This window comes from Exiguobacterium sp. RIT452 (genome assembly GCF_003598705.1).
Taxonomy (GTDB): domain Bacteria; phylum Bacillota; class Bacilli; order Exiguobacteriales; family Exiguobacteriaceae; genus Exiguobacterium_A; species Exiguobacterium_A undae.
Map to the genome: position 1 here is coordinate 592,920 of NZ_QXJB01000001.1, position 12,603 is coordinate 605,522.

The 12,603-nt window shown below is 46.5% G+C and carries 17 protein-coding genes and 1 other RNA gene; 11 read left to right on the forward strand and 7 right to left on the reverse strand.

Annotated features, from left to right (window positions below; genetic code table 11):
- Positions 1–3: 3 nt before the first annotated feature.
- From D3D03_RS02965 to D3D03_RS02975, 3 genes are all read right to left on the reverse strand, one after another.
- Positions 4–903 carry a hypothetical protein gene (locus D3D03_RS02965; RefSeq protein ID WP_028106518.1) on the reverse strand — a complete coding sequence of 300 codons (900 nt, stop codon included), beginning with the start codon at positions 901–903 and terminating at the stop codon, positions 4–6.
- A gap of 98 nt (positions 904–1,001) precedes the next feature.
- Entirely contained in the window at positions 1,002–1,208 is a 207-nt protein-coding gene (locus D3D03_RS02970; protein ID WP_119922678.1) for a DUF2922 family protein, read from the reverse strand.
- 35 nt (positions 1,209–1,243) lie between these two features.
- On the reverse strand, positions 1,244–1,471 hold the full coding sequence (locus D3D03_RS02975) for a DUF1659 domain-containing protein (protein WP_026833250.1): 228 nt from the start codon (positions 1,469–1,471) through the stop codon (positions 1,244–1,246).
- A gap of 68 nt (positions 1,472–1,539) precedes the next feature.
- On the opposite strand from D3D03_RS02975, the gene D3D03_RS02980 reads away from it, so the two are divergent.
- From D3D03_RS02980 to D3D03_RS02995, 4 genes are all read left to right on the forward strand, one after another.
- Entirely contained in the window at positions 1,540–2,535 is a 996-nt protein-coding gene (locus tag D3D03_RS02980) for an ion channel (protein WP_233550623.1), read from the forward strand.
- Positions 2,536–2,603: 68 nt separating this feature from the next.
- On the forward strand, positions 2,604–3,296 hold the full coding sequence (locus tag D3D03_RS02985) for a hypothetical protein (protein WP_110418093.1): 693 nt from the start codon (positions 2,604–2,606) through the stop codon (positions 3,294–3,296).
- Positions 3,297–3,355: 59 nt separating this feature from the next.
- The gene (locus D3D03_RS02990; RefSeq protein ID WP_026833248.1) at positions 3,356–3,772 is read left to right on the forward strand and encodes a hypothetical protein; all 417 of its coding nucleotides are present in this window, start codon (positions 3,356–3,358) and stop codon (positions 3,770–3,772) included.
- A gap of 60 nt (positions 3,773–3,832) precedes the next feature.
- On the forward strand, positions 3,833–5,176 hold the full coding sequence (locus tag D3D03_RS02995; RefSeq protein ID WP_119922680.1) for a S8 family peptidase: 1,344 nt from the start codon (positions 3,833–3,835) through the stop codon (positions 5,174–5,176).
- Between the two features lie 53 nt (positions 5,177–5,229).
- Here the strand turns inward: D3D03_RS02995 and D3D03_RS03000 are convergent, their stop codons facing one another.
- Positions 5,230–5,673: a hypothetical protein gene (locus D3D03_RS03000; protein ID WP_233550624.1), complete on the reverse strand. Its 444-nt coding sequence runs from the start codon at positions 5,671–5,673 to the stop codon at positions 5,230–5,232.
- Between the two features lie 134 nt (positions 5,674–5,807).
- Between D3D03_RS03000 and rnpB the strand changes: the two genes are divergently transcribed.
- From rnpB to D3D03_RS03015, 3 genes are all read left to right on the forward strand, one after another.
- Positions 5,808–6,181, forward strand: an RNA gene (rnpB, locus tag D3D03_RS03005) — RNase P RNA component class B.
- Between the two features lie 110 nt (positions 6,182–6,291).
- Positions 6,292–7,437: a THUMP domain-containing class I SAM-dependent RNA methyltransferase gene (locus D3D03_RS03010; RefSeq protein WP_026833246.1), complete on the forward strand. Its 1,146-nt coding sequence runs from the start codon at positions 6,292–6,294 to the stop codon at positions 7,435–7,437.
- 391 nt (positions 7,438–7,828) lie between these two features.
- Positions 7,829–8,569: a hypothetical protein gene (locus D3D03_RS03015; RefSeq protein WP_119922681.1), complete on the forward strand. Its 741-nt coding sequence runs from the start codon at positions 7,829–7,831 to the stop codon at positions 8,567–8,569.
- Between the two features lie 225 nt (positions 8,570–8,794).
- On the opposite strand, the gene D3D03_RS03020 is transcribed toward D3D03_RS03015, so the two are convergent.
- Complete coding sequence (locus tag D3D03_RS03020) at positions 8,795–9,040, reverse strand: hypothetical protein (protein WP_014970583.1); 246 nt, start codon at positions 9,038–9,040, stop codon at positions 8,795–8,797.
- 365 nt (positions 9,041–9,405) lie between these two features.
- Here D3D03_RS03020 and D3D03_RS03025 point away from each other — a divergent pair, with 365 nt between their 5' ends.
- A complete protein-coding gene (locus D3D03_RS03025; protein WP_119922682.1) occupies positions 9,406–9,690 on the forward strand; it encodes a hypothetical protein in 285 nt (94 codons plus the stop codon).
- 61 nt (positions 9,691–9,751) lie between these two features.
- Here the strand turns inward: D3D03_RS03025 and D3D03_RS03030 are convergent, their stop codons facing one another.
- Positions 9,752–9,988 carry a hypothetical protein gene (locus tag D3D03_RS03030; protein WP_119922683.1) on the reverse strand — a complete coding sequence of 79 codons (237 nt, stop codon included), beginning with the start codon at positions 9,986–9,988 and terminating at the stop codon, positions 9,752–9,754.
- A 327-nt stretch (positions 9,989–10,315) separates the two neighbouring features.
- On the opposite strand from D3D03_RS03030, the gene D3D03_RS03035 reads away from it, so the two are divergent.
- From D3D03_RS03035 to D3D03_RS03045, 3 genes are read left to right on the forward strand one after another with little or no spacing between them, the layout of a single operon-like run.
- The gene (locus D3D03_RS03035; protein WP_119922684.1) at positions 10,316–10,597 is read left to right on the forward strand and encodes a hypothetical protein; all 282 of its coding nucleotides are present in this window, start codon (positions 10,316–10,318) and stop codon (positions 10,595–10,597) included.
- A gap of 45 nt (positions 10,598–10,642) precedes the next feature.
- Entirely contained in the window at positions 10,643–11,116 is a 474-nt protein-coding gene (locus D3D03_RS03040; RefSeq protein ID WP_119922685.1) for a GNAT family N-acetyltransferase, read from the forward strand.
- Positions 11,113–11,511, forward strand: coding sequence for a cytidine deaminase (locus D3D03_RS03045; RefSeq protein ID WP_119922686.1), 399 nt, complete (start codon positions 11,113–11,115; stop codon positions 11,509–11,511). The genes D3D03_RS03040 and D3D03_RS03045 overlap by 4 nt, the downstream gene beginning before the upstream one ends.
- Positions 11,512–11,682: 171 nt before the next feature.
- On the opposite strand, the gene D3D03_RS03050 is transcribed toward D3D03_RS03045, so the two are convergent.
- Positions 11,683–12,600, reverse strand: coding sequence for a DMT family transporter (locus tag D3D03_RS03050; RefSeq protein WP_119922687.1), 918 nt, complete (start codon positions 12,598–12,600; stop codon positions 11,683–11,685).
- Between the last annotated feature and the right edge of the window lie 3 nt (positions 12,601–12,603).

Sequence of the window (12,603 nt, forward strand, 5' to 3'; positions counted from 1 at the left end):
GACTTACGTAGGCGTCGAAAAGTTTTTTTCAGCAGCCCGGCAAGCTCGGAGTAAGGCATCCTTAAAGAATCGATCTTCCTGTGAGGCGAGTTGACGTGTCGATTCGTCGTCGCCGCGAAGTGACTTGCCGAGCATCTGGATGACCTTCACCCAGCGCCGGACGTGATCGAGCTGAGGGCGACCCATCGCGACATAGACCGTGAACCAATCGTTTTGATCACGGCGGATCATCCGTTGGAACAAGGACTTGGCAAGGTCGACCTCTTCCGTCGACGGCAACTCTGCCGATTCGAAATAACGGCGGAGAGCGGCGATTGCCGTCACGTAAGCCGCTTGGACGTCAGTGGACGGTTGGTGTTTACCGTAATCGGATGTCGACAGGTGAATCAAAGCCGGTTTCTTTTCGATTCCGGTGATCCAGGCGGACATCGTTTTGGTGCCTTTGATGGCTTGGCGGTTGGCGACAGGCAGTTTCGCCGTCACTTGTCCGACTTTACCGATGACATTGACTTTTCCATTCCGTTCCTGGATTTCGGTCACGGTCATCTCGACGGTGTCGCCCATCTCGAACGGAATCGCTTTAGGTTGCAGCTTTTCCCCGGCAGTCAACGGAGCCCGTTTACGGATCATCCGTAACGCTTCTTGCTCCATCCGGTCGTCAAGCGACCAAAGGTGTTCAGGTGGGACATTCCGGAAACGGCGGCGGCGCACTTTGATGTATTGATCGAGGGCGTCTGCTGCCTGCTCCCGGGTCATCTCGCCGGATGCGACCGGTCCGATGATGTCGCGCAGGGTGATCGACTCGAGGCGTTCCATGATTCCTTCGAACGGAATCAGCTCCATCACGTAAAGACTGCTGACGACGAGTTCACATTCGCGAGGCGTAAGAGGGCGTTTGGCCATAAATTGACTTCCTTTCCAATTGCTTGATGATTCTAGTATACCAAAAAAAAGTCACCACCACCTCTACGGTGATGGTGACGGATGAACTTTTCATCAAGTTAGATGACGTAGGCGGATTCCGAGCTGTTCTGAAGCTCAGCCTGGCTCAACTTGATGATGCCGGTATGGAACGGATCATGGTCGACCATCAGCTGAACGAGCGCTTTGATCTCCTCGACCGTCGTGGCAGGTTTCGCACCCGCGAGACGCAGGCGGAACGGCTTTTTCATGACCGTATCGAATGTTAACAAAATCGTGTGTTCCATCAAATTCCTCCTTTATTCGTAGTGGGATGAATCGATTACGCGTTAAGTAAGGCAAAATCACGGCTGATCTCCGTGTGCGTGTACGAACCAGCGAGCAGTTGACCGATGGCGCGACCAATCGATGCGACGACTTCTGGTTCCAAGTCAGCACGGAGACCGTTGAAACGGCGGCGGGCAAGAACCGCGTCTCCGTTCGGCGTCACCTTGTCATTTCGTTCGAAGACGACGACTAAACTCGTTTTGATTTCTTCGGCTTGTGTCATGTGTATCACCTCCTTCGCCCTTATTGACAGGACGAAAACAGGATTTGTTCGGAAAGGATGAAAAAAAGATGGTCTGGTTACGTTTTTTACGGAAGATGTCCTTTTTGAAGATGCGGACATTGGCGTTTGCTTCGTTCGTGTTCGTCTTTGGCGTCGCCTTGATCATGTATCTCGTCGAACCGGACACGTTCGGTTCGTACTTCCGTGCCGTCTACTGGACGATGACGACCGTCGTGACGGTCGGATACGGGGACTTTTTCCCGAACACGGACTTTGGGCGCTTCATGACGATTTTCATCTTCATCTTCGGAATCGGGATTGTCGGTGGATTAATCTCAAAGCTCGTCGACGGGGTGCAATTGATTCGAAATCAAAAGGAAAGAGGGTTGTTGCAAGTGAAAGAAACCGGGCATACGTTAGTCTTCGGCTACAGCCGACGCTCGAAACACGTCATTGATGAATTGCTCGAGACGACGGATGTCATCTTGGTCGATGATCTCGAGCGGGAACCGTTCAGCCATCCGCGTTTCCACTACATCAGCGGCGATCCGGCACTGGAATCGACGTTACAGCGGGCGAACATCAAAAAGGCGACCCGGGCGATCGTTCTCGCCGACCATTCGATACCGCCGGCACTGGCTGACGGACGGACTTTATTGATCGCGGCAAGTATCGAACAGGCGAATCCGAACATCTATACGATCGTCGAGATGATGCTTGAGGAACACCTCGACAGTTTTGAACAAGTCAAGGTCGATGAAGTGTTGCTCGGGGACGAGACCGTGGCACGGATGGCGATTCTCGCCGCCCATCATCCGGGGGTGACGAAAGTCGTGACGAATCTGCTGACGAAAGACGGAGACGGGATGTTTTCGATTCCTGCAAAACCGGAGTGGACGACGTTTCGGGATGCGTTTTACAGCTTGCTCGAAGACGGGGTGACGATTTTATCAGACGGCAAACGGCTTGATTTGAACCGCCGCCTCGATGAAGCGATCCCGCCGAACACGACGTTGATTGTTCTCTGTAGCGAAGAAACAGCGAAACAAATCGGTGCCTTGTAAGTGGGAGGATTCAATTAATTCTTTTTCGGGTATAGTAAATACATTTACTATGCAGAGGAGTTAGTATGATGACAAACCCACAACCAGAATGGATCCAAGAATTATTTGAAACGGTAGACCAAGGCGAATTAAAAGATGTCCCTAAATTACTCTATATGGCGTTGACGTTAGAGCCAAGTTATTTCACAAAAGCAGTCAGCCGTCTCAACCAACGGCTGGAAGTCGAGACGTTACCGGAAGTATCAGAGTTGTTGACGGTCTACCGCCAATTCTTCATCTCGGCCAATCCATCGGAAGAATACTGGACGATCGCTTGGAACGAGTTGATCCAGACGATGCACCACTTCATCGATCGGTCGGAAGCGCAACAATTGTTCAAGGAGCACGTTGACTTGATCGATTGGTGGTCAAGTGAATCGTTATTGTCTCTCCCAAGTTGGTTAACAGTGCTTGATTTAGCGGAGCGGATTGACGCCCTCGATCAGTTCAGCAGTTACTTACCGGACATCTTTGAAAGTTATGCGCTGGAAACGGCGAAAGACGAACCGTTTGCCCGCCTCGCATGGTATGCGCTTGCCAGCAAACAACAAGAGTTGTTAGTGCCGTTTCATGACCGGATTGAACAGGCGGAAGCACCTGCGATTCGTTCACTGAGTGACGGTGATTTACTCGATCAAATTGATACGACCCGTGTTCGTATGTTAAAGTCTAAGGATAACGAACCGATAGAATTGATGTTTGATCGAAAATGGACATTATAAGTTAACACATAGAAAGTGACATCTAGAAACTACACGAATTTAATCCAAGGGGTGTAGTGATGATACACGTCAATTTGCCGCAAGGTGATTATGTCGTTTTGGTGGAGATCAACCGGGAAGTCTTGCTGTGCCATTCATTAGAGGAAGCAGAGCAGGCGGAACGCGATCGTTACGAACTGGTCGGTCGGATGAGTGAACGTCTGCCATCCGAAGTGATTGGTCCGTCGATTGCCGATTTCGTCCGATTTTCCACCGGATTTATTGGAGAAGCCGTAACCTGGAGTGAGGCGGAAGAAGCCTTTTTTTGCCAGCAGTTCGAGACGTTTGACGGATCGCCGCTCGGAGAAGATCTGACCGGAATTGATGCGGCACGTTGGCGAGCAGTGCTTGTCCGTTATTATTCTTATGTCACGATCGGAAAAATCATTCCATTTGAAGTCAGCGAAGAGTCCGATGGGACCGTTCCATTTTTTTAGTCCGTTTGGGTCAGCACATCAATAGAATCGGCGTGTAAAAAGAGAAGGGCAGGGTCCACATTGAAAAAGAAACTTGCACTACTCACATTTGCTGTCGTCGTAGGGTTACCTACCTCTGCGTTCGCTAATTCTCAATATGTGCAGTACGATCCAACATTTACGGAACAACAAAAACAATCCTGGTTATCGGAACAAGGTCTGCAGGAAGTGCGGGAACTGAAACAGGACGGCTTTTCGCTCGTCGAACCGTTGCCGCACCTCGATGAGGCAGACGTTGAAGCCGATTTGATTCCGGTCACGGTCGTCGAAAAAGCGACCGATTCGGCTCAATTGCAGCAAACATATTTGGATCAATCGCGTATTCCTACTTACTGGAAATACAGCCGCGGCAAATCCGACATCCGAGTCGCCATCATCGATGATGCGATTGACGTCAATCACTCGGAGTTCAAAAACGTCATTTATAAAACAACGACGATTTCCGGCATCCGCAAACCGGACGATCACGGGACACATGTCGCCGGAATCGTTGCGGCCGCTGAAGACGGCAAAGGGACGGTCGGGGTCGCATCCGGTGTCAAACTGATTGGCGCCGACGTCTTTGACGGCGACTTCGCCAGTTCGCTCGATATCGGAGACGGAGTCTTGTATGCAATCGCACAAGGCGCGGACGTGATCAACTTGTCGCTTGGACAATATGAATACGATCCGTACATGGAAGCCGCGATCAAAAAAGCCGAAGCGAAGAACATTACCGTCGTCGGTGCGGCAGGGAATGACGGACGCAATAAACTGCTCTTCCCGGCCTCGATGAAATCCGTCATTGCCGTCGGATCGGTCGGAACGCTTGGTCGTGCGTCGACCTTCTCGAATTACGGGAAGGGATTAAACATCATGGCGCCGGGCGAAGGGGTCTACTCGACGATCGTCGGCAACAAGTACGGCTATCTCGACGGGACATCGATGGCAACACCAATCGTCAGCGGTGTCATCGCACTTGCGAAGTCGAAGAATCCGTTCATTTCGAACAGTACGTTGCGCAGTAAACTTTATGCGGCAGCGGCTAAAAAGAACGGCGATACGACATCCCATTACGGAACAGGCCGTCTGAATGCGGGTATGCTCGCGACGATTCCGGCACCTGTCTCGAAAGTGTCGGTCCCGTCGGTCTTGAAACCGAATCAGCCGTTTGCGTTTTACTTTGACGAGTATTCGAATGCGAAGACCCTGACCCGTCTCTACAAGGACGGCAAGGTCGTCAAGACGTTCACGAACGATTATTTGCGCAACGGGACGCATAAGTATTCCTACGCGTTGAAGGAAAAAGGGACGTATAAACTCGTTTTTGCGACGTCGAGCGGGCGTCACACACGGGTGACGGAACGTGTCATCACCGTCAAATAAATAAAAAAAGCCGTCTCACCACGTGGGAGACAGCTTAGGAAGACTCAAAGGATTCACTTTGGGTCTTTTCCTTTTTTATAAACCGGTGTCGGCGCGACAAGCGTTTCGCCGGTCCACTGGATCGTCGCTTCCATTTTGTAGCCGGTATCGTCTTCATGAATGAAAGACAGGCGTCCGGAGTCGATCAGTTGATACAATCCGTATTCAACTTGATTCGCCCACGACCGTAACGTCATCGCTTCATCGTACAGCGGGATCTGCTGCGGGAATCGTTCATTCATCAATAAAATATCATGCTGGTCGAAATGGTAGCTCCGTTTCGATAACGCATCAGGTTGTTTTACATTAAATGGCTCGAACGCATGGATGAGTTCACCCTTGCGATAAAAGGCAAAAATGCCGTTCCGGAGATGAAGTGCCTTGATTTCGTCGATCTCGATCAAGAACGTCAATTTCCGTACGGTACGCTGGTTCGTACCAGAGCGTCGTTTTTTCATAGTACATGCCCCCTTCTGAACCATTGTACTATACCGCAAAATCACGTAAAAACGCAACTGTTCCGCCCATTGATGGAGAAATACCTCTTGCTAGAATCGGTCGTGTGCGCTACACTGTTAAGCAGTGACTATGTTGGTTCGGACAATTGCGGGGCACTCCGGTGCTTTGAGGAAAGTCCATGCTCGCACAACCTGCGATGGTTGTAGTGATCGTGCTACACGAAAAGATAAGTGTAGGCAGCGTCGTGCTGACGGCAGAAGGAACGCCTAAGTCTTCGGATATGGCCGAAACTTCTTGAAGGTGCCACAGTGACGGAGCCTTACTGGAAACAGTAAGGGTGGAACGAGGTAAACCCCACGAGCGAGAAACCCAAATTTGGTAGGGGAATTTCCGGAGCGGAACTGAACGCGAAGGAGAGCGTATGTAAATACGGAGATAGATGATTGTCGCCCGCGTGTGAGGGTCAAACCGTTTGCAACACTAGGGAACAGAACATGGCTTACAGGACCACATAGGCTGTTATTTTTACTTTGAACGAGAGTCCAGGTCCAACTGGGCTCTTTTTTTATTGAAATGATTTTTGGAAATTTTAGAAACAGGTAGGAGCGTGAACAATCATGGCAAAACGTTTAGTCATCGCGACGGCGGCAATGGGAATCGAAGCCCTCGTCGCCAAGGAAGTCCGCGATTTAGGATACGAATGTACGGTCGAGGACGGAAAAGTCTACATCGATTGTGAGCTCGAGGACATTCCTCGTCTCAACCTCTGGTTACGGACGGCGGACCGTGTCAAACTCGTCGTCGCGGAATTTAAAGCGACATCATTCGAAAAGTTATTTGATCAGGTCAAAGATCTCCCGTGGAGCGAACTGTTGCCGTGGGAAGCGAACTACGTCGTCAATGGCCGCTCGGTCAAATCGAAATTGTTCTCGATCCGTGACTGTCAGAAGATCACTGAAAAAGCGATCGTTTCGCACATGCAGGAAGCCTACAACATGGGCGATGAGTGGTTACCGAAGACCGGTGCCAGCTTCCCGATCGAAGTCGCGCTCTTAAAAGACATCGCGACGCTGACGATCGATACGTCAGGCGATGCGCTCCATAAACGCGGCTACCGGGAGTTCCACTCCGCGGCACCACTGAAAGAGACGATGGCCGCGGCAATGCTGATGCTGACGAACTGGAAGCCGGATATGCCGCTGTACGACGTCTTTACGGGTTCAGGGACACTGGCGATCGAAGCCGCGATGATCGGACGGAATATCGCACCCGGCATCAACCGTGAGTTTGCGTCGCAGGAATGGGCATGTATTCCGAAAAAAGCCTGGTTCGATGCAATCAAGGAAGCAAACGACAAAGCCGAGTGGGACAAGCCGCTCAAAATCTATGCCAACGATACGGATCCGGAGATGGTCAAGCTCGCAAAACAAAACGCCGAGCTCGCTGACGTCCGGGACGCGATCAACGTCATGCAACGGGACGCAGCCGACTTTAAGCCGAAGGAAGACTTTGGTGTCATCATCGGGAACCCGCCGTACGGAGAGCGTCTCGAGGACGCACGCGAAGTCCATCAGCTGTACCGGAAGATCGGCAATGCGTTCCGTGAATTCCCGTACTACAGTGTCTACATGATCACGTCATACGTCGAGTTCGAAAAAGCATTCGGTCGCCCGGCGACGAAACGCCGTAAGCTTTATAACGGGAACATTGAAGTTCAGTTTTATCAATATTATGGTCTCCGTCGGAAAAGACCGCAGGCATAAGCCATTTCTAGACTTTTAAAAAATCTGATTGCACACTCATTGCACAGTTGGTGTGCCAATCGGGATTTCTTCGGGAAACCGCTCAATAGAGCGGTTTTTTTGTATTTTATTAGAAAAGTGAAGAGTGCTCACACAACATGAAACACAAAAGATGATCAGGTGCGGCTGGCACACCAATCAGAGAGTACGTCTCTAACGTCGTAGACCATCTCCTTGTCGGACTAAAAATAAATGGAACATGTTACAATAATCAACAGAAATATCGTGAGTTCACCTAGAACAAGCAGAATTGCAGGTTAAAAGATTCAATTGAGCCTACGGCAATGTACATGCTTCAAAGATAGTAAAAGTAAACATGAGAGGTGGACTAAACACAAGAAAGAGGGGAATTATGTTAGAATTAGAAATTTGGTATATTAAAAATAATGATAAAAAAGAACTTGATATTGATTATTTTGATGTAAGAAATGAACCCTTACTGAATCTTTTTCAAGTATTTTTGAAAAAAATGAGAAAAAAAATTCCTAAATACAGTTCCCTTTATATTATTTTTTACGAGAATTTAACAGAAGAAGAGAAAAAAAGAATCAGAATTGAAAATGGCGAAAAACGTGAATATTATTTTAAAGAAACTAACATTAATGAATTAAAATCTAAAAAAGATTTAGACTTTTTAAGGGAAACTTTGAAAAATCTAAAAGAAGGTTTGATTCATTCAAAGTTTAGAGAATGTTTATCTGACGATGAGATAAACAAATTTGAAAACTATGTATATGAAAAGAATTTTATATATACGCAAAACATAGATGTAAAAAATAATAAAACTAAAACGAGGAAAGCTGTTTTGAAAGGAGTATTGACATCTGGACAACTAAGTTTGTTTTTAGAGATTATTGATTTAAAGTCTCGAAAATGTATATACAATAAATGTGTATTTGAATTGCCACCATCAGTTAGTATTCCTTCAAAAAGTAAATTAAATCCCATTAGTTTGTACGGATATGAACTGTATTGGGAAAATGACAACACGATTGACATAATAATAAACACAGTCGGAGATCGATTACGAACAAAAATTTATCAAAAGAGTGATGCCTCTGTTTTGACTAAGCAACAAAGAATAAAGAGTTAATGAGGCTACCGCATTTTAACAAATGATTGAAGTACGATATTTCACAAGTATATACGTGCGTTTTAAAAATAGGGGTGCAGTCTTATATGAATAATTTTACTACTAACTCGGGATTATTCTCACGAACCGCTCTGGTGAGCGGTTCTTTTTGTGTATTCAATTAGGTATTGTGCTTAATAGTATAATTCATCGTACAAAAAAGCCGTCAAATCGACGGCTGAGATGTTACCATTCAAATCCTTCTTCACTATAAGATCCATCCGAATTAAAGAAGCGTTCTTCTGCTTTACCGCTTGATGTATTCGTATAGATGACGTATACATCAAGTTGATCATACTTATCCGCCATTTTTTTAGCAGCTTTACGAGCATCGGCCTCATTCGTAAACGTTTCCGTCATAGTTGCTTTTTGATGGTTCTCTACACCATGTTCCTCATAACCTTCTACTGACCATACTTTTTTTGATGACATAATAACCAACATCCTTTCATTGCAGAGCGAGTTGTGTAACGCTTTGCTGTTTATCATTATGCTTGGTTTGATTAAAATTAGTCAAATCATCGTCCTTGTATGTATAGAAAACAGCATCCAATTAAGTGTTTCAGATTGAAGGCGAAAAATGATTGTTCTCTTACACGAGAAGAATCGTTTTTAGCTTTGCTTTGTTTAGGTGCCCGCTTACATTTTTGTAATCATCAGAAATATCGAATGATTCTTCGTTTTAATATGGTAAATTATTGATGTTGGCGAATGGTTGAAGAAACCAGCCTGGATGTATGAAAAGGCGTTTGACGGTTGAAGATTTTAAAATATGCTCGACTAGGGGAGGAAGAAGAATGGATTTTCTATGGATGGGTTTACTTTATGCCGGCATACTCGGAGTGCAGTATGTATTATCGAGTCAAAAGAATGTGTATTTAGGGGCAGTTGTTCCGTTGCTTTTTGTAGCGGGAATGACTTGGCGGTACGTTAACGTGGAGTCCGTCAGTACAATGCACTACCTGCTCATGACAGGTTTTGGTCTGCTTTGTTTGATTGCAGAGTGGGATCGAGGTCGAGAAGTATTTCGGACAAATCAAGAAAAAGAATGGAATCGTATGAGAATACAGGATTTCAAGTGAGCAGCTGTCCTGAGATGTGCCTTAAAAAACCGCTCGACTTGAGAAATTTTTAGTTTCATCATCAAAATCCAATCATGATAAACACACCTACGACAAAGAAAATCAAATATCCTGATAACAGGAACAAGGCGATGAATTTACCTACTCCTCTTGTACTGAAAAGAGCAGTCACAAGTGCTGATGTTAAACCGATAATTAGAATGTTGGTTCCCCAAAATCCGTTAACATCTAATAAAAACAGTTGAGCAAAACTGACAATGATAAGTGCAACGGATATCCAACCAAGGTGTTTTTTCACGTATTGTCCTCCTAAGAAAGTAAATCAGTTACTTTTTATATTGGTTACAGCGAAGTAAAATATTCGCACGCTTTCTTCAGGTGCAACACAAGCCGCAATTACAACCGGAAACCATCCTCAGTTGTTGATGATAAAGTAAAATCGTGCTCTGCACTTAGAAGAAGCTATTTACTTATCTATATTACCATATAATGTAATTAACTAAATAAAATTTTTATTTTTAAAGATTTGTATTTCAGTCATTACTTGTAAATGAAAGGACATACTTAATTAATTGCCGAAAAGAATAACAATAGGAAACACAACAAGGAGAGGGGGAATCGTGTCATGTTGTTACTGTTTGGGATACTCGCCATCTTCGCGACGGCGGTGAATCTGATTTTGTACTTCATCGGCAAGGACTATAAGCTGGCAATGGCTGCCGGTTTATCGCTTACGGCGCTCACGCTGTGCGCAGAATACAGTCAGATCGCAAGCTGGGTCAAATCCGAGGATTGGGCGGCCTTGGCAGACGTTGTTCCCGGAATGGAACGCGCCTGGTGGTTCTTAACGATCGTGTCGATTGGACTGAATCTGACACCACTGTTACTCGAATACAGAAAAAACTGATCTTGATTGATGCATAAATTCCTTTTGAAAGGGAGGTCGCTTGCAATGACCTATACCTATTTACCACTGACACAACGTCAGGCGGAACAGATTGCGTATGACTGGCAATACGAGGGTGACTTTGCGTTCTACGATATGCCGAATGATCAGGAGGACCTGGCGGAATTTTTGGATCCGGACAAACGGACGGAACATTACTATGCGGTGATGGACGGTACGCAACTGATCGGATTTTTTGTGTTTGAACCCGGACAGGACAGCCTTGAATTGGCGTTAGGGATGCGGCCTGATTTGACGGGACGAGGAAACGGAACGGCTTTCTTGGAATCCGGTCTTGCCTTTGCGATCAAGCAGTATCAACCACGTCACATTGAACTAGCCGTCGCAACGTTTAACGAACGGGCAATCCGGCTGTACACTAAAAGCGGTTTTGAACCGGTCGAGCAGTTTCAGCAGGCAACGAACGGCGGAAGCTATGAATTCGTCAAAATGCGTCTGCACACAGGAGTGATGAAATGAATATCGAACAGCAGTTATTTGAGGCAGCAAAAGAATTAATCGAAACGAGATATCCGAACGGATGGGGCGGAGCGGCAGCGATGGCGACCGATGACGGACGGATATTGACGAGTGTCGCACCGGAAGTCGTGAACGCGTCGACGGAATTGTGTATCGAGACCGGTGCCATCCTCGAAGCACACAAGTTAAACTGTCGGATCACACATACAATTTGTGTCGTGCGGGATGATGAACAGGCACCTCTCAAGATTTTGAGTCCATGCGGTGTCTGTCAAGAGCGTCTGTTTTACTTTGGTGCGGACGTCAAAGCTGCCGTCACGAATCCCGAGCAAGCACTAGTTTTTAAAGCACTCCATGAGTTGCAGCCGTACCATTGGTTAAAAGCGTATCAATAGGAAACATCCATGCGAGAAGGTGAGGTTGAACAAGAAGAATTTGAAGAAATGACCGTCCAGATGAAGGTCCTTCCGTAATTAAGTGAATATCGATGTGTTTAATTGCAAAAAGATGAGCGTACATGAGTTTCATGTGTACGCTCATCTTGATTTTTTGGTTGGTATAAACGACTATTTCAATCTAGCACGAACTGGAAGTTTCTTTGGCGATAAAGTCTTTCGGACATAAGTTCCTGCACCTAACGCAACAGCGGCACCGATACAGCTCGACAAGCAACCGAGTATTAAGTACATCGATGGATCCGACTCACCGATCAGGACGGAAGCGATACCTCCGATTGCTGGAAACAGCGCCACCATGTAGCCGCTTTTGGCACCACCGATTTTCTCGACCAACTTCAAGTAAAAGAGCCATGCTCCAAACGAAGCAAGCAGCGTGAGGTAGAGAAGCGCAGATAAGTAAGAAATAGAGAACGGTAGATGGATGTCTTGCCCCTGCAATACGACGACTGTGCCGAGAAGCACACCACCTGCGATAAATCCGATTGCATTCGCATAAATCGGATCGACTTGTTTCTTCGCGTTCCGTGCTGAACTGGCGTCGCCGATTGCTGTAATGGCAGTACCGAGCAGGGCAAGCACGATTCCTTTTACATCATTCGGATGTATGTCGTGTAGAGTCGGATAGAGTAAAATCAAAACGCCCAGCACACCTAATATGCCCCCCATCAGGATGCGGATGTGTAAATGTTCTTTTAAAAAGATTCGTAAAGCAACGGGCGTGAAGATGACTTTCAATGAAAAAATCAACGTGACAATCGCGGCTGAACTGAACATGGTCGCGTAATAGAGACACAGATAGCTGAGTGCGAAGTTACAAATACCAAACACCAGGAGATACGGAAGATCCTCTTTCGAAGGTTTTCCTTTTGGCTTCATGATCCAGACCAGAATACTAAACAAAATCGCTGTCAGGAATAAGCGATAGGTCAACGATAACTCTAAGCTGACCGGCGTACCTTGAATCTTGACGGCAATGAAATTAAGTCCCCAGATCAATAAACAAAAGATGTACATAAAAATCGTCATCGG

What these genes read in the sequence shown, in the direction of transcription:
- D3D03_RS02965 (WP_028106518.1), bottom strand. Translation starts at nt 903, where the DNA reads ATGGCCAAACGCCCTCTTACGCCTCGCGAATGTGAACTCGTCGTCAGC.
- D3D03_RS02970 (WP_119922678.1), bottom strand. Translation starts at nt 1,208, where the DNA reads ATGGAACACACGATTTTGTTAACATTCGATACGGTCATGAAAAAGCCG.
- D3D03_RS02975 (WP_026833250.1), bottom strand. Translation starts at nt 1,471, where the DNA reads ATGACACAAGCCGAAGAAATCAAAACGAGTTTAGTCGTCGTCTTCGAA.
- D3D03_RS02980 (WP_233550623.1), top strand. Translation starts at nt 1,540, where the DNA reads ATGGTCTGGTTACGTTTTTTACGGAAGATGTCCTTTTTGAAGATGCGG.
- D3D03_RS02985 (WP_110418093.1), top strand. Translation starts at nt 2,604, where the DNA reads ATGACAAACCCACAACCAGAATGGATCCAAGAATTATTTGAAACGGTA.
- D3D03_RS02990 (WP_026833248.1), top strand. Translation starts at nt 3,356, where the DNA reads ATGATACACGTCAATTTGCCGCAAGGTGATTATGTCGTTTTGGTGGAG.
- D3D03_RS03000 (WP_233550624.1), bottom strand. Translation starts at nt 5,673, where the DNA reads ATGAAAAAACGACGCTCTGGTACGAACCAGCGTACCGTACGGAAATTG.
- D3D03_RS03010 (WP_026833246.1), top strand. Translation starts at nt 6,292, where the DNA reads ATGGCAAAACGTTTAGTCATCGCGACGGCGGCAATGGGAATCGAAGCC.
- D3D03_RS03015 (WP_119922681.1), top strand. Translation starts at nt 7,829, where the DNA reads ATGTTAGAATTAGAAATTTGGTATATTAAAAATAATGATAAAAAAGAA.
- D3D03_RS03020 (WP_014970583.1), bottom strand. Translation starts at nt 9,040, where the DNA reads ATGTCATCAAAAAAAGTATGGTCAGTAGAAGGTTATGAGGAACATGGT.
- D3D03_RS03025 (WP_119922682.1), top strand. Translation starts at nt 9,406, where the DNA reads ATGGATTTTCTATGGATGGGTTTACTTTATGCCGGCATACTCGGAGTG.
- D3D03_RS03035 (WP_119922684.1), top strand. Translation starts at nt 10,316, where the DNA reads ATGTTGTTACTGTTTGGGATACTCGCCATCTTCGCGACGGCGGTGAAT.
- D3D03_RS03040 (WP_119922685.1), top strand. Translation starts at nt 10,643, where the DNA reads ATGACCTATACCTATTTACCACTGACACAACGTCAGGCGGAACAGATT.
- D3D03_RS03045 (WP_119922686.1), top strand. Translation starts at nt 11,113, where the DNA reads ATGAATATCGAACAGCAGTTATTTGAGGCAGCAAAAGAATTAATCGAA.
- D3D03_RS03050 (WP_119922687.1), bottom strand. Translation starts at nt 12,600, where the DNA reads ATGACGATTTTTATGTACATCTTTTGTTTATTGATCTGGGGACTTAAT.